The sequence below is a fragment of the Mesorhizobium sp. M0276 genome (assembly GCF_040321755.1).
Taxonomy (GTDB): Bacteria; Pseudomonadota; Alphaproteobacteria; order Rhizobiales; family Rhizobiaceae; genus Mesorhizobium.
In genome coordinates this window covers 69,088-90,889 of sequence record NZ_JAMYSC010000001.1, presented here as the reverse complement: position 1 = coordinate 90,889, position 21,802 = coordinate 69,088, and the positions used below count along the sequence as shown (strand labels likewise).

The 21,802-nt window shown below is 63.3% G+C and carries 24 protein-coding genes and 2 pseudogenes; 18 read left to right on the top strand and 8 right to left on the bottom strand.

Going from position 1 to position 21,802, the window contains the following annotated elements; genetic code table 11:
• Position 1: 1 nt before the first annotated feature.
• The 4 genes from NKJ01_RS00445 (at position 2) to deoA (ending at position 3,571) form a co-directional block, all read left to right on the top strand.
• Positions 2-973 (top strand): ABC transporter permease, encoded by a 972-nt coding sequence (locus tag NKJ01_RS00445; protein ID WP_023759653.1) that lies wholly within the window; start codon positions 2-4, stop codon positions 971-973.
• Positions 974-1,036: 63 nt separating this feature from the next.
• A complete protein-coding gene (cdd, locus tag NKJ01_RS00440; RefSeq protein WP_352725142.1) occupies positions 1,037-1,429 on the top strand; it encodes a cytidine deaminase in 393 nt (130 codons plus the stop codon).
• A 13-nt stretch (positions 1,430-1,442) separates the two neighbouring features.
• Complete coding sequence (locus NKJ01_RS00435) at positions 1,443-2,252, top strand: purine-nucleoside phosphorylase (protein WP_352725140.1); 810 nt, start codon at positions 1,443-1,445, stop codon at positions 2,250-2,252.
• Complete coding sequence (gene deoA / locus NKJ01_RS00430; protein ID WP_352599477.1) at positions 2,252-3,571, top strand: thymidine phosphorylase; 1,320 nt, start codon at positions 2,252-2,254, stop codon at positions 3,569-3,571. Before NKJ01_RS00435 ends, deoA begins: the two co-directional genes overlap by 1 nt.
• On the opposite strand, the gene NKJ01_RS00425 is transcribed toward deoA, so the two are convergent.
• The 3 genes from NKJ01_RS00425 to NKJ01_RS00415 all read right to left on the bottom strand — a co-directional run bounded on the left by NKJ01_RS00425 (position 3,572) and on the right by NKJ01_RS00415 (position 6,106).
• Positions 3,572-4,135, bottom strand: coding sequence for a TIGR02281 family clan AA aspartic protease (locus tag NKJ01_RS00425; RefSeq protein WP_352725138.1), 564 nt, complete (start codon positions 4,133-4,135; stop codon positions 3,572-3,574).
• Positions 4,136-4,355: 220 nt separating this feature from the next.
• Positions 4,356-4,985, bottom strand: coding sequence for a uracil phosphoribosyltransferase (gene upp / locus NKJ01_RS00420; protein WP_023759649.1), 630 nt, complete (start codon positions 4,983-4,985; stop codon positions 4,356-4,358).
• Positions 4,986-5,131: 146 nt separating this feature from the next.
• The gene (locus tag NKJ01_RS00415; RefSeq protein WP_352725136.1) at positions 5,132-6,106 is read right to left on the bottom strand and encodes an adenosine deaminase; all 975 of its coding nucleotides are present in this window, start codon (positions 6,104-6,106) and stop codon (positions 5,132-5,134) included.
• Positions 6,107-6,239: 133 nt separating this feature from the next.
• Here NKJ01_RS00415 and ubiE point away from each other — a divergent pair, with 133 nt between their 5' ends.
• From ubiE to coaBC, 3 genes are all read left to right on the top strand, one after another.
• Positions 6,240-7,016 (top strand): bifunctional demethylmenaquinone methyltransferase/2-methoxy-6-polyprenyl-1,4-benzoquinol methylase UbiE, encoded by a 777-nt coding sequence (gene ubiE / locus NKJ01_RS00410; RefSeq protein ID WP_352725134.1) that lies wholly within the window; start codon positions 6,240-6,242, stop codon positions 7,014-7,016.
• Positions 7,017-7,086: 70 nt separating this feature from the next.
• A complete protein-coding gene (gene ubiB, locus NKJ01_RS00405; RefSeq protein ID WP_352725132.1) occupies positions 7,087-8,661 on the top strand; it encodes a 2-polyprenylphenol 6-hydroxylase in 1,575 nt (524 codons plus the stop codon).
• Positions 8,662-8,751: 90 nt separating this feature from the next.
• Positions 8,752-10,221 (top strand): bifunctional phosphopantothenoylcysteine decarboxylase/phosphopantothenate--cysteine ligase CoaBC, encoded by a 1,470-nt coding sequence (gene coaBC / locus NKJ01_RS00400; protein ID WP_352725130.1) that lies wholly within the window; start codon positions 8,752-8,754, stop codon positions 10,219-10,221.
• An 82-nt stretch (positions 10,222-10,303) separates the two neighbouring features.
• Here the strand turns inward: coaBC and NKJ01_RS00395 are convergent, their stop codons facing one another.
• Positions 10,304-10,879, bottom strand: coding sequence for an invasion associated locus B family protein (locus NKJ01_RS00395; RefSeq protein ID WP_352725128.1), 576 nt, complete (start codon positions 10,877-10,879; stop codon positions 10,304-10,306).
• Between the two features lie 375 nt (positions 10,880-11,254).
• On the opposite strand from NKJ01_RS00395, the gene NKJ01_RS00390 reads away from it, so the two are divergent.
• Complete coding sequence (locus tag NKJ01_RS00390; RefSeq protein WP_245266640.1) at positions 11,255-11,524, top strand: hypothetical protein; 270 nt, start codon at positions 11,255-11,257, stop codon at positions 11,522-11,524.
• A 126-nt stretch (positions 11,525-11,650) separates the two neighbouring features.
• On the top strand, positions 11,651-12,127 hold the full coding sequence (locus NKJ01_RS00385; protein ID WP_023759641.1) for an NUDIX hydrolase: 477 nt from the start codon (positions 11,651-11,653) through the stop codon (positions 12,125-12,127).
• 150 nt (positions 12,128-12,277) lie between these two features.
• Here NKJ01_RS00385 and NKJ01_RS00380 read toward each other — a convergent pair whose 3' ends face one another.
• Together NKJ01_RS00380 and NKJ01_RS00375 are read right to left on the bottom strand one after the other, a co-directional pair.
• Positions 12,278-13,378: an OmpA family protein gene (locus NKJ01_RS00380; RefSeq protein ID WP_352725126.1), complete on the bottom strand. Its 1,101-nt coding sequence runs from the start codon at positions 13,376-13,378 to the stop codon at positions 12,278-12,280.
• Positions 13,379-13,571: 193 nt separating this feature from the next.
• A pseudogene (locus tag NKJ01_RS00375) lies at positions 13,572-14,061 on the bottom strand (GNAT family N-acetyltransferase).
• 198 nt (positions 14,062-14,259) lie between these two features.
• Here NKJ01_RS00375 and NKJ01_RS00370 point away from each other — a divergent pair.
• Positions 14,260-14,715: a DUF2214 family protein gene (locus NKJ01_RS00370; protein ID WP_352725124.1), complete on the top strand. Its 456-nt coding sequence runs from the start codon at positions 14,260-14,262 to the stop codon at positions 14,713-14,715.
• A 17-nt stretch (positions 14,716-14,732) separates the two neighbouring features.
• Here NKJ01_RS00370 and nth read toward each other — a convergent pair whose 3' ends face one another.
• Positions 14,733-15,527 (bottom strand): endonuclease III, encoded by a 795-nt coding sequence (gene nth, locus NKJ01_RS00365; RefSeq protein ID WP_352599460.1) that lies wholly within the window; start codon positions 15,525-15,527, stop codon positions 14,733-14,735.
• A gap of 22 nt (positions 15,528-15,549) precedes the next feature.
• On the opposite strand from nth, the gene NKJ01_RS00360 reads away from it, so the two are divergent.
• Entirely contained in the window at positions 15,550-16,044 is a 495-nt protein-coding gene (locus NKJ01_RS00360; RefSeq protein WP_352725122.1) for a DUF2244 domain-containing protein, read from the top strand.
• Positions 16,045-16,076: 32 nt separating this feature from the next.
• Here NKJ01_RS00360 and NKJ01_RS00355 read toward each other — a convergent pair.
• Positions 16,077-16,184, bottom strand: a pseudogene (locus tag NKJ01_RS00355) (class I SAM-dependent methyltransferase); the annotation flags it as partial.
• Between the two features lie 113 nt (positions 16,185-16,297).
• Between NKJ01_RS00355 and NKJ01_RS00350 the strand changes: the two are divergent.
• From NKJ01_RS00350 to NKJ01_RS00320, 7 genes are all read left to right on the top strand, one after another.
• Complete coding sequence (locus tag NKJ01_RS00350) at positions 16,298-17,173, top strand: methylated-DNA--[protein]-cysteine S-methyltransferase (RefSeq protein WP_023759634.1); 876 nt, start codon at positions 16,298-16,300, stop codon at positions 17,171-17,173.
• Positions 17,174-17,395: 222 nt separating this feature from the next.
• Positions 17,396-17,866, top strand: a complete 471-nt coding sequence (locus NKJ01_RS00345) for a hypothetical protein (RefSeq protein ID WP_352725119.1) — start codon at positions 17,396-17,398, stop codon at positions 17,864-17,866.
• A 22-nt stretch (positions 17,867-17,888) separates the two neighbouring features.
• Positions 17,889-18,281, top strand: a complete 393-nt coding sequence (locus tag NKJ01_RS00340; RefSeq protein WP_352725479.1) for a hypothetical protein — start codon at positions 17,889-17,891, stop codon at positions 18,279-18,281.
• Positions 18,248-18,760 (top strand): hypothetical protein, encoded by a 513-nt coding sequence (locus NKJ01_RS00335; RefSeq protein ID WP_023759631.1) that lies wholly within the window; start codon positions 18,248-18,250, stop codon positions 18,758-18,760. The genes NKJ01_RS00340 and NKJ01_RS00335 overlap by 34 nt, the downstream gene beginning before the upstream one ends.
• The gene (locus tag NKJ01_RS00330) at positions 18,735-19,217 is read left to right on the top strand and encodes a hypothetical protein (protein WP_352725117.1); all 483 of its coding nucleotides are present in this window, start codon (positions 18,735-18,737) and stop codon (positions 19,215-19,217) included. Before NKJ01_RS00335 ends, NKJ01_RS00330 begins: the two co-directional genes overlap by 26 nt.
• Positions 19,218-19,372: 155 nt before the next feature.
• Complete coding sequence (locus NKJ01_RS00325) at positions 19,373-20,278, top strand: ribokinase (RefSeq protein WP_352725115.1); 906 nt, start codon at positions 19,373-19,375, stop codon at positions 20,276-20,278.
• A gap of 1 nt (position 20,279) precedes the next feature.
• Positions 20,280-21,731 carry an amidase gene (locus NKJ01_RS00320; protein ID WP_352725113.1) on the top strand — a complete coding sequence of 484 codons (1,452 nt, stop codon included), beginning with the start codon at positions 20,280-20,282 and terminating at the stop codon, positions 21,729-21,731.
• Positions 21,732-21,802: the final 71 nt, after the last annotated feature.

Genomic DNA, 21,802 nt, shown 5'->3' with positions numbered 1-21,802 from the left:
GATGGATGTGTTCAACGCAATCGTCCAGACACTGGACTCGACCATCCGGCTCTCGGTGCCGCTGCTGCTCGCTTGCCTCGCCGGCCTTTATTCGGAACGTGCCGGCATCTTCGACATAGGCCTCGAAGGCAAGATGCTGGTCGGCGCCTTCGCCGGTGCGGCTGCTGCTTCCGTGTTCCATTCGGCCTTCCTCGGCCTCGGCATGGCCATCCTGATCTCGGTCGCCTTTGCCATGATCCACGGTTTTGCGTCGATCACCCATCGCGGCAACCAGATCGTCTCCGGCGTGGCAATCAATTTCATCGCGGCTGGTTCGACCATCATTCTCGGCCAGGCCTGGTTCCAGCAAGGCGGGCGCACGCCGGCGCTGCAACCGGGCGAACGCTTCGAAGCCATCATCTGGCCCGGCGCCGATGCCATCCACGATGTGCCGATCATCGGACCGATCTATGCCGAGCTACTGTCGGGCCACTCGATCCTGGTCTATCTCGCCTTCCTGATGGTGCCGTTTACCTGGTGGGTGCTGTTTCGCACCCGCTTCGGCCTGCGCCTGCGCGCCGTTGGCGAGAACCCGGCCGCCGTCGACACCGCCGGAATTTCGGTCGCCTGGCTGCGCTACCGGGCGCTGATCTGCACCGGCATCCTCACAGGCATTGCCGGCGCCTATCTGTCGATGGTGCAAAATGGCGGCTTCGTGAAGGATATGACCGCCGGCAAGGGCTATATCGCGCTGGCAGCCCTGATCTTCGCCAAGTGGAAGCCGGTCAACGCCATGTTCGCTTGCTTGCTGTTCGGCTTCCTCGACGCGCTGTCGATCCGCCTGCAAGGCTCGCCGCTGCCCATCATCGGCAAGGTGCCGGTGCAGTTCATGCAAGCGCTGCCCTACATCCTCACCGTCATCCTGCTCGCCGGCTTCATCGGCAAGGCGATCCCGCCGCGCGCCGGCGGCGTCCCCTACGTCAAGGAACGCTAAGGTCGAAACGCCGCTCGGCGCAAGCGCCGGGTTTTGGACATGATCCTCGGAGAGAACACCTGAATGTCGCATGATCTGTTCGAGGCCGCCAAGACCGCCATGGCCAAGGCCTACGCGCCCTATTCGAAGTTTCCCGTGGGCGCTGCCTTGCGCACCGAGGACGGTCGCGTCTTTGCCGGTGCCAATATCGAGGTCGCCTCCTATCCGGAAGGCTGGTGCGCGGAGACCACCGCGCTCGGCCACTACATCATGGGCGGCGGCGGCAAGATCGTGGAAATCGCCGTCATCGCCGAGCGGATGGCCAAATGCTCGCCCTGCGGCGGCTGCCGACAGCGGCTGGCCGAATTCTGCCAGCCCGAAACCAAGCTCTATCTCTGCGACGATGCCGGCGTGGCCGAGACCGTGACCATGGGTGACATGCTGCCTTACGGCTTCCGGGGCGACATTTTGAAATGAAGAGGCGGCTGTGATGACGGAAAAGGCGCTGGATCATCTCATCGAAAGACTGGACGGCCTGGCGCCGTTGACGGCGCTTGTGCTGGGTTCGGGCCTGGGCGGGCTGGTCGATCAGATCGAGGATCCGATCCGCATCTCCTATGGCAAGCTGCCGGGTTTTCCCCGAAGCGGCGTGACCGGCCATGCCGGCGAAGTGGTGGCGGGGCTGTTTGCCGGCGTGCCGGTGCTGATGCTGTCCGGCCGCGCCCACTATTACGAGCACGGCAACGCGGCGGCGATGCGGCCGGTGCTGGAAGTGCTTGCCGGCATCGGCATCACGAAACTGATCCTCACCAATGCCGCCGGCTCGGTCGATCCGGAAATGCTGCCGGGTTCGGTGATGCTGATATCCGACCACATCAATTTCTCGGGCAGCAATCCGCTGATCGGCGAACCCAGCGACCGCCGCTTCGTTGGTCTTACCGAAGCTTATGATGCCAGCATCCGCAGGGCGCTCGAACATGCGGCGAACGTGACCGGCACCGCATTGCACACGGGCGTCTACATGTGGTTCTCCGGCCCGTGCTTCGAAACACCGGCCGAGATCCGGATGGCGCGCATCATGGGTGCCAACGCGGTCGGCATGTCGACCGTACCGGAGGTCATTCTCGCCCGCTTTCTCGGGCTGCGCGTCGCCGCCTGCTCGGTCATCACCAACCTGGCAGCCGGCATGACCGGGGCCGAGCTTTCGCATCAGGAGACCAAGGACATGGCACCGGTTGGAGGCGCGCGGCTGGCAACGATCCTGCAGCGCGTGTTCCGCGACGGACTGCTGGAGAGCTGATGCTTCCGCAGGAAATCATCCGCCGCAAGCGCGATGGCCTGAGGCTGTCGGAGCAGGAGATCGCCGGCTTCGTCGAAGGGGTGACATCAGGCGCCGTTTCGGACGGCCAGGTCGGCGCCTTCGCCATGGCGGTGTTCTTCAACGGCATGAACCGAGACGAAGCGGTCGCTCTGACGCTCGCCATGCGCGATTCCGGCGATGTGCTCGACTGGTCGGACCTGCCCGGCCCGGTTACCGACAAGCATTCGACAGGCGGCGTTGGCGACAATGTCTCGCTGATGCTGGCGCCGATCGTCGCCGCGTGCGGCGCTTATGTGCCGATGATATCGGGCCGTGGCCTCGGCCACACCGGCGGCACGCTGGACAAGATGGACGCGATCCCAGGCTATGTCAGCCAGCCTGACATCGCAATGTTTCGCAAGGCGGTGCTTGAAACCGGCTGCGCCATCATCGGCCAGACCGCCGACCTCGCACCCGCCGACGGCCGGCTCTATGCGATCCGCGATGTCACCGGCACGGTCGAATCAGTGCCCTTGATCACCGCTTCGATCCTGTCGAAGAAGCTGGCGGCCGGGCTGCAGTCGCTGGTGCTCGATGTCAAGGTCGGCAACGGCGCCTTCATGGAAAAGTCGCGCGACGCGACGGCTCTGGCCAACAGTCTGGTCGAGATCGCCAATGGTGCCGGGCTGAAGGCCTCGGCATTGATCACCGGCATGAACGAGCCGCTGGCCTCGGCCGCCGGCAACGCCGTCGAGGTGCGCAATGCCGTCGATTTCCTCACCGGCCGGTTTCGTGACCATCGGCTGGAGGACGTGACGCTGGCGCTGGCCGCCGAAATGCTGCAGTCGACGGGACTGGTGTCGTCCAACCAGGATGGCATGCGGCGCGCCACCGAGACGCTCGCCAGCGGCCGTGCCGCCGCCACGTTCGCGCGCATGGTGGCCGCGCTCGGCGGCCCCGCCGATTTCATCGAGAAGCCCGAAAAATACCTCGCTCCGGCTGCGACCGAATTTGCCGTCAAGGCGACCGCGAACGGCTTCGTCACCGGCATTGCCACCCGCGACATCGGGCTCGCCGTGGTTGCCCTGGGCGGCGGACGCACGCGGCCGGACGACAAGGTCGACCCTGCGGTCGGCATCACCAGGCTGTTGCCTGTCGGAGCGGAGATCAGGCTCGGCGAGCCCTTGGCTCTGGTCCATGCCCGCACGATGTCGGATGCGGAGACTGCGGCGGCAGCCGTGCTTTCGGCCTACGCGATCGGGGCCTCGAAGCCAGCGGCCGACAAGTCGGTCATCCGCCGGATTCTGCCGCGCGGCTAATTACTGAACAAGCAGCAGCGTGCCGTTCTCGACCTGGTATTTGTCGAGCCGGTTGAGGAAGCTCATGCCGATCAGGTTGGTGCGCAGCGCCTTGTCGTCGAGCACGATGGTCTGGACGTCGTTGACGGTGATGCTGCCGATCTGCAGGCGGTCGATCACTGCCACGGCTGCCTTGATGGTGCCGTTGGCGGTGCTGACCTCGTGAGTGAACTCGGAAGGGTTCAGCGACAGGCCGATCCTGCGCGCCGTCGAAATGTTGATGGCGACCAGCGTGGCGCCGGTGTCGATCATGCCGTCGATCTGACGTCCGTTGAGCTTGAAGGCCGACGAGAAGTGTCCGCGATCGTCTGCCGCGACGACCACCCTGCGGCCCATCGGCAGCGGCGCCGCCGGCTTGTCGGGCACCGAAGCCAAATTGACGTCAGGCCGGGCTCCGACCGCTTGTTTGCCCGGTGCCGCCGATCTCAGCAGATTTTCAACGAGTTGCGGATTCGACTGATACACGATCGGTATCGATGCCGACGTGCCGGCGAAAACGCCAAGGATGAGAAGTTTGCGCAGCATGGACCGGCCTCGCCGCATGACCCCGAAAATCGGGGTCGATTTTCGGAAAGGATCATGCACAAATCAAAAGTGCTACGGCGTCCTTTGCGCACCGAATGAACGCGTGGCGCTGTAGTGAGAGCCGATCCTTAAGCCCGGATGGTTTTTGCCGCTTTAACGGTCGCCAATACCGCGTCTTTGCGTAAACATTCGGTAAATCGCACCAGGCAACTTGCCTGTACTACTTGGTCCCGTACATGCGGTCGCCGGCATCGCCGAGGCCGGGCATGATGTAGCCCTTCTCGTTGAGCTGGCGGTCGATGGAAGCCGTGAAGACGGGAACGTCAGGATGCGCCTTGGTGAAGCGCTCGATGCCTTCGGGCGCCGCCAGCAGGCAAAGGAAGCGGATGTTGGTGGCGCCGCGCTCCTTCAGCTTGTCGATCGCCGCGATCGCCGAATTGGCGGTTGCCAGCATCGGATCGACGACGATCACCAAACGGTCGGCGAGGTCGCTCGGCGCCTTGAAGAAATATTCCACCGCTTCCAGCGTTTCGTGATCGCGATAGAGACCGACATGGGCGACGCGGGCCGCCGGCACCAGGTCGAGCAGGCCTTCCAGCAAGCCGTTGCCGGCGCGCAGCACCGAGGCGAAGACCAGCTTCTTGCCCTCCAGCGTCGGCGCCTCCATCGTTTCCATCGGCGTTTCGATCGTCGTCGTCGTCAGTTCGAGGTTGCGGGTGACCTCGTAGCCAAGCAGCAGCGAGATTTCGCGCAGCAGCCGGCGGAAGCCGGCCGTCGAGGTCTCCTTCTTGCGCATGATTGTCAGCTTGTGCTGGACAAGCGGATGATCGATGACGGTGACGCCCTGCATGGTGTTCTCCTGATGCTGCGCCCGAAAGTGCGCGCATGGTCCTTATGAGACGCGCCGCGCTTCAAGCTGCTTGAGCGAACCCTAGCGACAATGCGGCGGCCAAGGAACCGCCTGGCCCAACCCGACCACAGTTTTGTCGGCAGAAATCAGCGTGCCGCGCTGTTTAACCGGGCAAGAAGTGCTGACTTGGTTTTTTTGTCGACGAAAGCAGCTTCGATGGCGGTCCGGGTAACGGCGACCAGCGCCTTTTCGTTCATCGCGAAATGCTCGGCCGCGATGTCGTATTCGCGCTTCAGCGAGGTCCAGAAATAGGGCGGATCGTCGGAATTGAGTGTCACCTTGCAGCCGGCCGCCTGCAGCGCCGGAAACGGATGGTCGGCAAAACTGTCGAACACCTTGAGCGCGACGTTGGAGCCGGGGCAGCATTCGAGCACGACGCCCTCGTCGGCAATGCGCCGGACAAGATCCGGATTCTCGATGGCACGCACGCCATGGCCGATGCGAGAGGGACGGATGTGATCGAGCGCCGCCTGGACGGTCTCCCAGCCCGTCAGTTCGCCGGCATGGATGGTGATGCCGAGCCCAGCCTCGCGCGCGATCTCGAAAGCCCTGACATAGTCATCCATCTCGCCGATGCGCTCATCTCCGGCGACGCCGAAACCGGTTACCAGCGGGTGCTCGCAGCGCGCCGCGAAACGCGCCGCCTGCTCGATCGACTCGACGCCGACATGGCGCACGCCGGTGACGATCATGCGGCCCTCGATGCCGGTCTTTGCCTTGGCACGCGCCATGCCTTCGCCAAGCGCGTCGGTATAGGCCTTGGGCGAAAGCCCGGCCTTGCTTGCATGGTCCGGCGAGGTGAATATCTCGGAATAGATAGCCCCGTCGCGGGCAAGGCTGGTCAGATAATGATCGGCCAGCCGCGCATAGTCCTCCTCGGTCCGGAACAGATCGGACGAAAAGTCGTAAGCGGCGAGGAAGGACGTGAAATCGTGCCAGACGAACGAACCGTTCTGGATATAGGGCGAGGTGTCCTTGCCGTATTTCTGCGCCTGGCGGATGACGAGCTCTGGCGACGCTGCCCCTTCGATGTGGCAGTGCAGTTCCGCTTTCAAAGGCATTCAATCATCCCGTCGGTCAGTCCAGGTCTCGAAAACCGCCACCTGGAAGCGCGGCTGAACACCGCGCCTTAAACAATAGCGCCCACACTATCGATCGGCTATGGTCCCGCCGGTTTTATGACGGATCAAAAAAATGTCAGTTGAGAGAACCACGGCCGCGGGCGGCATGGAAACCTCCTATGGTTTCAAGCGTGTAGGGGCTGGCGACAAGCAGTCTCTGGTCAACGATGTTTTCCACAAGGTCGCCAACCGCTACGACCTGATGAACGATCTGATGTCGGCCGGCCTTCACCGGCTGTGGAAGGATGCCATGGTGACATGGCTCAATCCTCCAAAAAGGATCGGCTGGCGCGTGCTCGACGTTGCCGGCGGCACCGGCGACATCGCCTTTCGCATCGTCGATGCCAGCCACGGCAATGCCCATGTCACGGTGCTCGACATCAATGGCTCGATGCTGGCCGTCGGCCGCGATCGCGCCGAAAAGAAAGGCCTGTCCGGCAACACCGATTTCGTCGAGGCCAATGCCGAGGAACTGCCCTTCCCTGACGCCTCATTCGACGCCTACACCATCGCTTTCGGCATTCGCAACGTGCCGCGCATCGATGTCGCGCTCAGCGAAGCGTTTCGGGTGTTGAAGCCGGGCGGGCGATTCCTGTGCCTTGAATTTTCCGAAGTCGAGATGCCGCTGCTCGACAAGGTCTACGAAGCCTGGTCATTCAACGCCATTCCGAAGATCGGCAGGATGGTGACCGGCGACGGCGAGCCCTATTCCTATCTGGTCGAATCGATCGCCAGGTTTCCCAACCAGCAGAATTTCGCGACGATGATTTCCCGCGCCGGCTTCGATCGCGTTTCCTTCCGCAACTATTCCGGCGGTATTGCCGCGCTTCATTCGGGCTGGAAGCTTTGAGGCCGGGGCGCATTTCTCACATTCGATATGCGCTGTGCCGGTTCGAAGAGCCGGCAGGACGAGCGCGGCCATGAGCACCGCCGGCGCTGGATTTCGGCTTATGCGCGCCGGCTGGGTGCTTATGCGCGAGGGCGTCGTTGCCGCCTTGCCAGGCGAGGAACTGTCCGGCCTGCCGAAATTCGGCTGGCGACTGGCGCGGCTGTTCACCCGCCGCCGCGCGCTTGCCTATGAGCGCAGCGACCGGCTGGCCAAGGCGGTTGTCCGGCTCGGACCGTCCTATGTCAAGCTCGGCCAGTTCCTGGCGACACGGCCCGACGTTGTCGGCAACGACATGGCTCTCGATCTCGCCATGTTGCAGGACAAGATGCACACCTTCCCGAAGGTCGAGGCTATCGCGGCTATCGAGGCTTCGCTCGGGCGCAAGATCGGCGATCTCTATTCGCAGTTTGGTGATCCGGTCGCTGCCGCCTCCATCGCCCAGGTCCATGCCGCCGACGCGGTCCATGACGGCGTTACGACCAAGGTGGCGGTCAAGGTGATTCGGCCGGGCGTGCGCCGCCGCTTCTTCCAGGATCTCGAAAGTTATTTCCTCGCCGCCCGCCTGCAGGAAAAGTACATCGCATCGTCCCGTCGTCTGCGGCCGGTCGAGGTCACCGAGACGCTGGCGCAGACCACCAAGATCGAGATGGATCTTCGCCTCGAGGCGGCCGCGCTTTCCGAGCTCGGCGAAAGCACCAGGAAGGACCCCGGCTTTCGTGTGCCATCTGTCGACTGGGAGCGCACCGGCCGCGATGTGCTGACGATGGAATGGGTCGACGGCGTCAAGATGAACGACATTGCTGGCCTCGAAGCCGCCGGCCATGACCTGAAGGCGATCGCCGCCAACCTCATCCAGTCGTTCCTGCGCCACACGTTGCGTGACGGCTTCTTCCACGCTGACATGCATCCGGGCAACCTCTTCGTCGAAGCAAACGGCACCATCGTCGCCGTCGATCTCGGCATTGCCGGACGCCTCGGCAAGAAAGAGCGCCGCTTCCTCGCCGAAATCCTCTACGGCTTCATCGTGCGCGACTATCTGCGCGTCGCCGAGGTGCATTTCGAGGCCGGCTACGTGCCGCGCCAGCACAATGTCGCAGCCTTCGCGCAAGCGATCCGGGCTATCGGTGAGCCGATCCATGGCCAGCCGGCCGAGACCATTTCGATGGCCAAGCTTTTGACGCTGCTATTCGAGGTGACCGAACTCTTCGACATGGCGACGCGGCCGGAACTGATCCTGCTGCAGAAGACCATGGTGGTGGTCGAAGGTGTCGCGCGCACGCTCGACCCGGCCTTCAACATGTGGAAGACGGCCGAACCGGTGGTAAGCGGCTGGATCGCCGGTAACCTCGGGCCGCGTGGCATGATGCTCGATGCGCGCGATGGCGCCAAGGCGCTGCTGACGCTCGCCCGCCAGGCGCCCGAGCTTGCGGCGCGCACCGATCGGCTGTCGCGCGAGATCGATCTGATGGCCGAGCACGGCCTGCGCTTCGACGAGACGACCGCGCGCGCCATCGGCAAGGCCGAGGCGCATTACAGCCGCTCCGGCCGCCTGGCGCTGTGGGTGATCGCGCTGGCGCTGGTCTATATCGCCTGGAAGATCGTCTAGTACTTAGCTTCGGACTCCGAGGCTGCAACTTGCGCCAGCTTGATCGCATTGCTATCATTGCATTCGCCTATCTCAGCCGAGTGCAATCACATGGCCAGCATCACGATCCGCAACCTGGACGATGAGGTCAAGGAGTTGCTGCGCCGGTTGGCGGCGGAGAACGATCGCTCCATGGAAGAACAGGCGCGGGTGATGATTCGTGCCGCCGTTGACGGGCAGATCGGTCCGGTGGGTCGCATCGACCGGATCGAGAAGACGCTGCGCGAACTGACCAGCGCGCACGGCGCGGCGATCCCCGCTAACGCACCGGCAGGCAAGAGGCTGCAGCACGGTCTCTCCGGCAAGCGTATCCAGCTCATCATCGGCGGCGGCATCGCCGCCTATAAGGCGCTCGATCTGATACGTCGGCTGCGCGAGCGTGGGGCTGCGGTTCGGGTGGTCATGACATCCGCTGCGCAGGAATTCGTTACCACGCTGTCGGTCGGCGCGCTCTCCGCCGATCATGTCTTCGCCGACCTGTTCGACCGCCAGGACGAGCACGATGTCGGCCATATCAGGCTGTCGCGCGAGGCCGATCTGCTGGTGGTGGCTCCCGCCACCGCCGACCTTATGGCCAAGCTTGCCAATGGCCACGCCAACGATCTTGCCTCCACCGTGCTCATCGCCACCGACAAGCCTGTGTTGATGGCGCCTGCCATGAACCCCAGGATGTGGGCGCATCCGGCCACCCGCCGCAACCGAGCGACGCTGCAGAAGGACGGCATTGCCTTCGTCGGCCCGGCCAAGGGCGAGATGGCCGAAAGCAACGAGGCGGGCGAAGGCCGCATGGCCGAGCCGCTGGAGATCGTCGCCGCCATCGAGGCGCTGCTCGACATCGGCCCCAAGCCGCTGTCGGGGCGCAAGATCATCGTCACCTCCGGCCCGACGCATGAGCCTATCGACCCCGTGCGCTATATCGCCAACCGTTCCTCCGGCAAGCAGGGCCATGCCATCGCCGCGGCACTGGCGAGACTCGGCGCCGATGTCCGTCTCGTCTCCGGCCCGGTCGGCATTGCCGATCCCGCCGGTGTCAAGACCATCCATGTCGAACGAGCGCAAGAGATGCGCGATGCGGTCGAACAGCTCCTGCCCGCCGACGCGGCGGTGTTCGTCGCCGCGGTTGCCGACTGGCGCAGCGAAAGTTCGGCCGGTGAGAAGATAAAGAAGGTTGCAGGCGAAGGGCCGCCGGTGCTGCGCATGGTCGAGAACCCCGACATTCTCGCCGGGATTGGCCATCATAGTCAGCGACCCGGCCTTGTGATCGGCTTCGCTGCCGAGACACAGGATCTCTTGCGCAACGCCGAGGCCAAGCTGCGGAAGAAAGGTGCCGATTTCATCGTTGCCAACGACGTGTCGCAGTCCAGCGGCGTTGGCCCTTCAGGTGTGATGGGCGGCGATCGCAATCGGGTGCGGATCGTATCGAACTCCGGCGTCGAGGAATGGCCCGAGATGAGCAAGGACGAAGTGGCGGCGCGGCTCGCAGCCCTGATCGCCGAAAGGCTGAAAACGATCGTCGTTTGAGCCGACGCGAAGACGTCCGGCCACTGCGTTCTGCTGCGGCGACGCACCGCGTTCAAGCGGCGGCTCCACATGGGCTCTGCGGTCAGTTGGTCAAAAGCTCCGCGGTTCGGGCAAGCGCGCCGGCGAAGCCGTTGAGCGGAATGGAAAAGCTCACCGCCTGTCCGGTGTCGGCCGCGAAGGCATCGATCTTCAAGGTGGTGCCTGACTTCAGCAGCGGCGTGACGGTCGCATCGAGCGCCACCGGCACCAGACAGCCGACGACCTGGCAGGTATTGAATGCCAGGCTGCCGTCCAGTTTCTGGTCGTCGATGGTCAGGCTGACCCCCTTGGCCAGCGCCAGGCCGAACGGCAGCGCAATCGTTCCCGTGGCATCCTCGCCGGTCTTGCTCGACAGCTCGATCGCCAGCAGGCGCTGGTTGCTTTGCTTGTTGAATTGCTGATGCGACAGACTGCAGATCTTGGTCGTGCCTGATATCTGGCAATTGACGGTCCAGTCGCCATGGGTTTCGGAGAGGGCGGACGCTCCACCAGGCAACTGCGGCGCATCGGCGGCGGGCGGCGCCGCCACCTTGTCGCCCTTGCTCTGCGCCGCCGCGGCCGGCACGCCGATGGCACAGGCAACACCCAGCATCGCCACGAGATACGCGTACTTCCTCATCAAGTCCTCCCGCCCGGCTCCGCCTCGGGCCACCCGGAAGCTGACCTTGAGAGACGCGCTGATCGCGTTCTGTTTAACCGTTTCGCCGAAGGCGCCATCATCATACCCGACGGCCACCATTGACGCATTCAGCACAAGGCTGACGCCGACCCGATAGAGCGGCGAATCGACGGCGCCCGTCAAGTGCAATGCGAAGTTACCGGGCAGATTCTCCGCCACCGGAGAAGGGTCACCCAACGGTCGACAAGCCGATGTCGCTTGGAACGGCGCCTGGATATGGCACAGCCGGGCACGCGCCCTATATTAAGGCGAGGAATTTTGCGCGGGAATGAACAGATGTTAGCACTTCGACCATCAATGATTTTCAGGTCGGCAATGCTGGCCACGGCAATGCTGGTGGGCGCTTGCCTGCCCACTTTCGCGCAAGCCATCGATTCCGCCGCCGGCGACAACGCGTTGATCCGGCAGAACGACCTGCAAATTCTGGAAAACAGGATACAGCGTCAGCAATTCCAGCAGCAACAGCAGCAGTATCGTGCCCAGGACCGCCAGATCGTTCAGCAACCGCCACCGATGGTGCAACAACTCAATCCAAGCTGCCAGACGCAGATAATCGGCACCACCGCGGTGCGCAATTGCCGCTGACATCCAGTCGTTTTTCGTTTATTTAGCCGACTTATGTATTCGGAGCGCCCTGCGGCACAAGCGAAATGTTTGGTTTGCAACGATGCCTGGTCGCGGCTATGCGGCATTGCATCGACTGGATGACGAATGGCAGCCCCCAAGAAAAAGGCCGTCCGCAAGGCAAAGAAGGGCGACAGGATCCGCCAGGTGGCGGCTATTCCCTTTCGGCTGAACGCGCGCGGCGATATCGAGGTCATGCTAGTCACGTCGCGAACCACCAGGCGCTTCATCGTCCCCAAGGGATGGCCTATGAAAGGCAAGAACGGACGCAAGGCGGCGACCATCGAGGCGCAGGAGGAAGCTGGCGTGCTCGGCAAGACGCTGAAGCAGCCGGCGGGCATCTATTCCTACTGGAAGCGGCTGGCCAACCGCTTTGTCCGCGTCGACGTCATCGTCTACCTGCTTGAAGTGACCGAGGAACTGGGCAACTGGCAGGAAGCAAAACGACGCCAGCGGGCCTGGCTGACGCCGGCCGACGCAGCCATGCTCATCGATGAACCCGATCTTTCGACGCTGGTGAAAACCTTGAAGGTCCCCCAGCCCGTGACGGTCGATCAGGCCTAGAGCAAGATCAATCAGGCCGCGAGCAAAGAGCTCCGAGCCTCACTCGTCGGCCGCCACCTGCGCCTTCGGCGAGGACGCCTCCATGCTCGAGCAGGCGAGCCTCGCGGCGGACGCGCTGTCGTAGAATGCGTCCTCGTTGGGAAGGCTCGCTCAGTTCAACTTGACCAGAACCACTCGGCGGTTCTTGGCGCGGCCCGCGTCGTCATCATTGCTGGCGACAGGCGCCATCATGCCGGCGCCGGCCGCGGTCAACCGCCCCCCGTCGATGCCATATTTCGCCACTAGCGCTGCCTTGACCGCTTGTGCCCGTCGCGACGAGAGGTCGAGATTGTAGTCGAAGGCGCCCTGGTTGTCGGTGTGGCCGACGACGATCACGGCCATCTTCGGGTCGTTGGCCAGCAGCGTCGAAATTTCCTTCAGTGTTGGTTCCGACTCCGGCTTGATGTCGGCCTTGTCGGTGTCGAAGAAGATGCCGTAGAGCGAAATGCTGCCGGTGGCGGAAAGGGAATCCGCCATCTTGGCCGCCTCGATGACCACCATCTTCTTGTCGCGTGCCTTGGGTTCCAGCACCTGGACAATCGCTATGGTGCGGCCGTTGAGCTCCTTGCAGTAGAGATCGCCGGTCATCGAATAGGTCTGCACGGTCACATAGGCGTCGCCGCCTTCCTGCGGCACCTTGGCCGAGAAATAACGCTGGTCATTGATGCCGGAGGTCAGTGCGCAGGCGCCATTCGAGAAGGCTGCGTCCTTCAGATCGCTCTCATGAAAGGAATACATCGTCAGGCTCATGTCGCCACCGCCGCCACTCGACGAACGGTCGGCGGCGCCGCCGCATTCCTCCTTCTTGCATTCGAACAGGATTTCGCCGCCCGCCGCCGCAATCACATCCTGATAGTTGCGCAGCACTTCGAGCGGCGAGCGCTCGGCCGGCAGCACATAGGCAATGCGGGTCAGGGCGCCTTCGACCTCGGCCTTCTTGTCAGGTGCAAAGACACGATTGTTCATCGCGTCACGCGCATCCGGGTCGGCGCTCGGCTTGAGTGGCGACAGCGGCACGCTGAAATCGGTGAAGGCTAGTTTCTCGTATGAGACGATGAATGAGCCTTCGTAGCGCTTGGCGAGATGGTTGTCGGCGGCACCCTTGATATCGGCGGTCGGCACCGTCGCGTCGGCAGCGGCCAACCGCAATGTCAGCACGAGAACAAACCCCGCCCAGAAAAACGCCATGGCTATCGTCTTGAATGCACGCATCGATCATCCCCCTTCGCACTATGATCGATGCTAGCAGACCGGGTATGTCCAGTCGATGACGCCGCCGAGAGCATGATGCCGAAAAGTGCGAAGCGGTTTTTCGGGCGACATCATGCTCTATCCCTTTGATTTAGAGGCAGATTCAGATCTCAGGTCGGTCGATTCGACCTGAGATCTGAATCTGTCGCTAAGGTCACCGCGCCAGCAGGATGGTCGGGGCGTTATGGTAAGTGGTCTGCACCACTTCCCGGTAGCCGCACTTCGCCGCAACCCTCAGCGAAGCGGCGTTCTCCGGATCGATGATGCAGACGGTCTTCGCACGCCCGAACGCGTCTTCGCCCCATGCGAGCACGCGGCCTACCACCTCGGTGGCGAAGCCTGCGCCGTGAACAGTCGGAACCAGCGCCCAGCCGGCCTCGGGAATGCCTTCGATCGACGGCTCCATATCGCGCTTCAGATCGTGAAAGCCGGCCTCGCCGATGAAACGGCCCGTCGCCTTCTCCTCGATTGCCCAGAAACCGTAGCCGAGCAACGACCACAGGCCGGCGTGACGCAGGAAGCGCATCCAGCTCTCTTCGCGCGTGCGCGGCTTGCCTCCGATGAAACGGGTGACGACGGGCTCGGTCCACATTGGTTCGCTTCGTCTCGATGACCGGAGCGCTGGTCGCTTGTGGATTGTTCATGAGATCTGTCTCGCACGGATCGTCAGCGCTTAGCAAATAGCCGGCGCGGTGCAAGGGCCAGGGGCGATACGGGCCATCATCCACGCGCCGCTGCTGGGATTTTCGCGCGACGGTGTTACTTTGACCGCAGGCTGATTCAGCACCTGCCGACGCCTCCCCTTTTAGGCGCGGCGGTGCCGTCAAACCAAGGGATAGAGCATGGACACCACCGATCTTGTGCTTGCCATTGCCCATCATGTGCTGGTGTTTTCGCTGGCGGGGATCATCGGCGCCGAATTCATACTGACCCGTGGCGATCTGGCCGCCGCGACGCTCAAGCGGCTCGCAGGCATCGACCGCCACTATGGCATCATCGCCGTGCTTATCATCGTCGTCGGCATCGGCCGTGTGTTCTATGGCCTCAAGGGCTGGGAATTCTACGTTTACAACTGGGTGTTCTGGGCCAAGATGACGGCGTTTGCCGTCGTCGGCCTGTTGTCGATCATCCCGACGATCCGCTTTGTTTCCTGGAACAGACAGGCGAGCGCCAGTCCCTCGTTCCAGGTGCCGGCGGCCGAGCTTGTGTCCGTGAAGAGCTACATCCGCGCCGAGGCCTTCATCTTCCTGCTCATCCCGGTCTTCGCGGCGGCGATGGCGCGCGGCTACGGCTATTAGAATCGCCGTTTGGGGAGTTATGCCGTTAATGCGAGCGGCGCGAGTTCGACCAGCGGTGCCGGCACATCGGTCGTCTTTACCTCTGCCTTGCAGATGTCGGCGATGATGCAGGCTGGGCAATCCGGCTTGCGCGCCTTGCAGACATAGCGGCCATGCAGGATCAGCCAGTGATGCGCGTGCCGCATATATTCGTCCGGGATGATCTTGAGCAGCCCCTGCTCGACCTGTTCCGGCGTATTGCCAGGGGCCAGCCCGAGCCGGTTGCCGAGGCGTAAAATATGGGTGTCGACCGCCATCGTGTGCTGGCCGAAGGCCATGTTGAGCACGACATTGGCGGTCTTGCGCCCGACGCCGGGCAGCTTGACCAATTCATCGCGCTCGTTGGGCACCTCGCCGCCATGGTCGCGGATCAACGCCTGCGACAGCGCAATCACATTCTTGGCCTTGTTGCGCCAGAGCCCGACGGTGCGGATATGCTCGCCGACCTTGGCTTCGCCCAGTGCCAGCATCTTCTGCGGCGTATCGGCGGCCCTGAACAGCGCCCGCGTCGCCTTGTTGACACCGGCGTCGGTTGCTTGCGCCGACAGCACCACCGCGACCAGTAGCGTGAACGCATTGACATGTTCGAGCTCACCCTTCGGCTCCGGCCGCTGGATCGAAAAGCGCCGGAATATCTCGTGCACTTCCGCCGGGCTGTAGCGCGAAGTGCGCCGCACCGGCTTCGGGCGCGGCTTGGCGTTCGACCCCTCGCGCCGGCCGGGCAGCAATTCTTTTTTGGACATGGAAGAATCTTTGGACTTGGGGCTCGCCATTTCCCTCCTATAATATCCTGCCATGAGCGACACAAACGCCTCGTTTCAGGCCGACGAACCATTCTTTCGCGCCCTGCTGACCCCGCACCGGTCGCTGGGCCGGACAGGCTTCTTCATCCTGATGGGCGCGCTGCTGTTCGGCTGGCTGGTGACAGGTGCGTTTTTCCTGTCGCGCGGCGCCTGGCCGGTGTTCGGATTCTTCGGCCTCGACGTGGCCGGCGTCTACATCGCCTTTCGCCTCAACTACCGTGCTGCCCGCGCACGCGAGGAAGTGTCGGTTTCGCGCACCAGCCTCGACATCCGCAAGACGGCACCATCCGGTAAATCGGAAGCGCATCGCTTCAATCCGTTCTGGACGCGGTTTTCGATCGCCCGTCATGCCGAGATCGGGATCACAAGGATGACGGTGGAAGGCCAAGGCCAGAACGTGCCGATCGGATCTTTCCTGGACCCTGACTCCCGAGAAAGCTTTGCCACTGCCTTTTCACGCGCGCTGGCCACAGCCAAGGCGCGCTAAAGCAAAGCAACTCCGGAGAAAGCGCTGCGCGCTTGATCCCCGAGCAGCGAATCCGGCATCCGGCTCTCCAGCGCCTTGCCGTAGAGCGTAATCAGCAAGGTTTCCTTAGCGCCGGTGAGGGCTACTTTTTCGCCAGCCATGAGCGACTCCTGGCTCAAGATCCGAGTCTATCTGGGTATGCGCGGCCAGAAGGCAAGTTTCGGGTGGCGGTCACCGCCGCAAGGGGCGATATTCCGGCTCAAGGAGATAGTCCATGAGCACACACACAGCGGTCCTCAAAAAGGACATCACGCCTGAAGGTAGCGACTACGAAATCGTGCGCCGCGCCATCGAGAAGATCAGCCTCGACTATCGCGATCAGCCTTCCCTCGAAGAGCTGGCCGAGGAGGTCGGCGAGACGCCCACCGGCCTGCAAAAGCTCTTCACACGCTGGGCCGGCCTGTCGCCCAAGGCCTTCCTGCAGGCGGTGACATTGGATCATGCCCGCAGGCTGCTCGATTCAGGCATGCCGCTGCTTGAGACCTCGTTCGAATTGGGCATGTCGGGCCCTGGCCGGCTGCATGATCTTTTCGTCACCCACGAGGCGATGTCACCAGGCGACTACAAGACGCGCGGCGCCGGTCTCACCATCCGTTACGGCTATCATCCCTCGCCGTTCGGCACCGCCCTGATCATGTCCACCGACCGCGGACTTGCCGGCCTCGCCTTCAGCGATCCCGGCGAGGAGCGTGCTGCCTTCGCCGACATGTCCAGCCGTTGGCCAAACGCCATCTATGTCGAGGACATGGCTGCTACGGGCCCCTATGCCGCGCGCATATTCGACCCGACGCTGTGGCGCCCGGACCAGCCGCTGCATGTCGTCATGATCGGCACCGACTTCCAGGTTCGGGTCTGGGAGGCGCTGCTCAAGATCCCGATGGGCAAGGCCCGCACCTATTCCTCGATTGCTGCCAGCATCGGTGCGCCGTCCGCCAGCCGTGCGGTCGGTGCGGCGAACGGCGCCAACCCGCTCTCTTTCGTGGTTCCCTGCCACCGCGCTATCGGCAAATCCGGCGACCTCACCGGCTATCACTGGGGATTGACGCGCAAGCGCGCTATCCTGGGCTGGGAAGCGGGACAGGTGTCGTGAAATATCGATTTTTCGAGCTTTGCCGGAGAGATGTATAGATACCGATAAATTACCAAGTATAAGTGCGATATCCGCGTCAATTTTATTTCTTGCAACCGGGGGCAACCTCCGGTTTTCCTGTTTGTTGTTTTTAGCATTTATTTCAGTTAACTCAAAATTAACTACGACAAAGTGATGATGACCCCTATTAATTCGGGCGATCCGAATTGATAGGAGGTCTCGATGACATGGTTTCGCGCCGCCCTCGGCGCAGCAATGCTGTTTGCCTGTCTTGCCCAACCCGTATTGGCCACGACGCAAAATGTCATTTTCAACGGCACGATCACGCCGACCTGTACGCTTGTTATTGCCACCAATGGCACGATGACAGTCAGCCCCGACCTGCAGTCACTCAGCTCCCACAACAGCGGCGGTTCTGCCGGAACCGTGACGCTGACAACTACCGGAGGCGTGTCGCTCAGCGTCGATCCGGTCACCACGACGACGGTACCTTCGGCGGACGTAACGTCGACGACCTGGACACCGACCTACTCCGCTGCGGGCACGCATTCTATCGTTGAAACCGGCTCGGCCACCAGCATCGGAACACCCGGCGCCGACCTCGTCTCGGTCAATCTCGCCGGCACCAAGGGTGGCAGCAACCGCTTCGCCTCCGGCAACTATCAAGCAACGGTAACGCTGCGCTGCGAATGACGCCGTAGCGATGGAGGGGTCCTTGAAACATGCTCGAATCCTGACGACGGCACTGGCCGTCGGATTGGCCCCCATTGCCGCCGAAGCCCAGTCGATGTCGCCGATGCGTGGCGAGGTCAACAGCTTCAGTGACGCCTTCGCTGTCCGCGTTTTCCCCGCCAATCCCTATGACCGGAAGATCCGGGTCGAAATCCACGTCTACGATCAGGATTTTCAGCCAGTAGACGCCAGGATCTCTCCGAATGTCTTCCAATTGGCTTCGCAGGCTTCACGTCCTGTCCTTGTGGTCGTGCCCTTCGACGGTGCCCCCGAGCGTAAAGTGCGTATCTGTACCGAAAGCATCCCCTTCCCCAATCAACAGACGCAGATAAGGGCACAGATATGCGGAAAGTTCTTTGGGCGCCGCAAATCCTGATAGTCGCGCTCGCGGCTGCTTCGGCGGGCATCTCGCCTGCGGTGGCCGAGGATGTCTACAACCTCAACCAGAACGAGAGCGGTTTCAACCTGCCCGGCGTCACCTTGCCCCAGGGCCAGGACGAGGTCCATGCCGCGGACGGCACCACTTGCCGTTCCGCAGTCTCCGGCACCGGCGCCTATGTTGATCTCGGCGTCATCAGAGGTAACAGTCAGTCGGACAACAGCGTTGCCACCTATGGCCGGGTTGTGATCCCGATCGGGCGTACGCCGAAGCGCGTCGACTGCAGCCGGCTCTACGAACTCGAGGTCGACCGCCTGCAACTGGAACTGAAACTGCTGAAGATGGGCCTTGGCGCCGACGGCCAGACGGCGAGCGTGGCCGCCAGCGCTCCCGCGGCCGCATCACCCGGATGGGCAAACGAAGGCTGGAGCATCAGGACCGGAAACGGCGATGGCAAGAAAAAGAAGAAGAAATAACCGCGCGCTGCTTGCGATGGCAGCATTTGCCGGCTTCTGCCTTCCGGTGCAAGCGGCGATCACCGGCACCTGCACCATCATGGTCGGGACGTCGGGAACAATGACCGCAAATCCCGCTATCGGCATACTGGGCTCCAAACAGGCGGGTGGATCCAGCGCCAGCGCCACCATCGTGGCAAACTCACTGCTGTGCTCCTTGCTCAATCTGCTGGACTGCTATTCGGTTTCGGCGCCGGCGCCGGCCGCATTCACGACCGCACCGAGCGGCGGCGACACCAACGTGACCTTCGCCTCAGTCTTCCGCCTCGATGGCTCGGGGGTCGACATCAACGGAAGTGCGCCGCAACGGGTCGTCAACGGCACTCACACCATGCAGGTCGACCTCACCGCCACCAAGTCGAGCGGTATCTTTCCCGCCGGCAACTATCAGGGAGCGGTCACTGTGCGCTGCGAATAGGCCGTGACGCATCAAATCGAGCTGGACCCTTCGCGCGGTCTGGCAAGCTGCGGCCTTACAGGTTAGCTTTCGCGCACGATTGGAAACGACCTTCGCCCGCGCGGACCAACGAGGACGCTCCGACACTTTGAATTTGTACTGCCAGGAGGCCTTGCTTGATTATCGTCATCGGCTCGATCAACCTCGACCTTATCGCCAATGTCGACCGCCTGCCGAGCCCCGGCGAGACGGTGGCCGGCTCGGCCTTCACCACCGCGCCCGGCGGCAAGGGCGCCAACCAGGCGCTGGCCGCCGCGCGCGCCGGCGCCTCGGTGCGCATGGTGGGAGCTGTCGGCAAGGACAGCTTCGCAGCCGACGCGCTGGCGCTGCTGCGCGATGGCAAGGTCGACCTGTCCGGCGTCGCCGAGACCCACGCCTCGACTGGCACGGCGCTGATCATGGTCGGCGACGACGGCGAGAACATCATCGCCGTGATACCGGGCGCCAACGCGTCTGTGGTGCCCGGCGATCTCTCAAAGGCCTTTTTCAAACAGGGCGATGTCGTGCTGCTGCAGCATGAAATTCCGCTGGCGACCGTCGCAGCCGCTCTCGACCAGGCAAGAGCAGCCGGGGCCATCACCGTGCTCAACACAGCACCCTTCCAGGGCGATGCAGCCGGCTTTCTCGGCAAGGCGGACTATGCCGTCGCCAACGAGACCGAATTCGATCTCTATGGCGAAGCTCTGTCACTGCAAGGCCGCGACCGGGCGGCGCGCATGCGCGACTTTGCCGGGAAAACCGGCCGCACCATCGTCGTCACGCTTGGCGGCGACGGCGTGATGGCGGCGACGCCAAGCGACTTCCTGACCGTTCCGGCACTGAAGATCACGCCTGTCGACACGGTCGGTGCCGGCGACACGTTCTGCGGCTATTTCGCCGCCGGTCTGTCGTCCGGCCTTACGCTCGAACAGGCACTGGCGCGCGCCGGCGCGGCCGGCTCGCTAGCTTGCCTGAAGCCGGGCGCTCAGCCGGCGATCCCGCTGGCCAAGGATGTCGATCAGGCGCTGCAGGAAACCCGTTGAGATGCTGCGCCCTCGGACAAAGCATGCCGTGACGCCGGCCGGCGACATCTGCCGCCTGTCCGCCATCGAGCTCGCCGACGCGATCCGCCGGAAGACACTTTCCGTGCGCGAGGTGGTCACGGCATTCCTCGACCGCATCGAGGCGGTCAACCCGCTGGTCAACGCCATCGTCGCCTTGCGCGATCGCGCCGATATCCTGCGCGAAGCCGATGCGGCCGATGCCCGGCGGCAAGCGGGTGTCGAAACCGGGGCGCTGTTCGGCCTGCCTATCGCCATCAAGGACCTCGCCTCGACCGCGGGCCTCAGAACCTCTTTCGGCTCGCCGATCTTCGCTGACTTCGTGCCGCAAGAAGACGATTTCTTCGTCGAACGCATCCGCGACGCCGGCGCCATCATCATCGGCAAGACCAACGTCCCCGAATTCGGGCTTGGCTCCAACACCTACAACACCGTGTTCGGGCCGACGCTCAACGCCTTCGATCCGGCCCTGACAGCCGGCGGCTCGAGCGGCGGCGCGGCGGTGGCGCTGGCGCTCGACATGGTACCGGTCGCCGATGGCAGCGACTTCGGCGGCTCGCTGCGCAACCCGGCCGCCTGGAACAATGTTTTTGGCTTCCGCCCGTCACAGGGACTTGTTCCCGGCGGACCCGACTTCGAGGTCTTTCATGCGCAGATGGGCGTCGACGGACCGATGGGCCGCAGTGTTCGCGACATGGCGTTGCTGCTCGATGTGCAGGCGGGCTACCATCCGCGGGCGCCTTTGTCCTATGAGAAACCGACGTCATTCCTCGGAGGGCTTGCAGCAAAAGCGACTGGCGGCGGCATCGCCTGGTTTGGTGACCTCGGCGGTTATCTGCCGGTCGAACCCGGCATCCTCAGCCTGTGCGAGGCAGCACTTGGCCGCTTTGCGGATGCGTCCTTCCCCAGCGAACCCCTGCTGCCGGGTTTCGATTTCGAAGCGTTGTGGCAGGCCTTCGTGACGCTGCGGCAAGCCAGCAGCGGCTGTGCGCTCAAGACACACTATGACGACCCCGCGCAACGCCGCCTGCTCAAGCCGGAAGCCATCTGGGAAGTGGAGAACGCGATACGGTTGACGGCGCCGCAGATCCGCGCCGCCTCGGTCATCCGCACCTCCTGGCATCGCACGCTGCTGTCGCTCTTCGACCGCTATGATCTCATTGCGCTGCCGACCGCGCAGGTCTTCCCGTTCGATGTAAACACGCATTGGCCCCGTGAGGTCGCCGGGCAAGCGATGGACAGCTACCACCGCTGGATGCAGGTTTCCGCCTTCGCGACCTTGGGCGGCTGCCCGGCGGTCAGCGTACCGGTCGGCTTCGACGACAAGGGCCGGCCGATGGGCATGCAGCTGATCGGACGACCGCGCGGCGATCTTGCCGTGCTGAAGGCGGCGGCGGCCTACGAGGCAACGATGCCCTGGCAGGCCGGCGCCTGAGCAGCATCGCGGCGCTTCGCGCACCGGCTTGCACCGTCAGCGCTGCCATGCATTGATTATCCTCAGCTGCG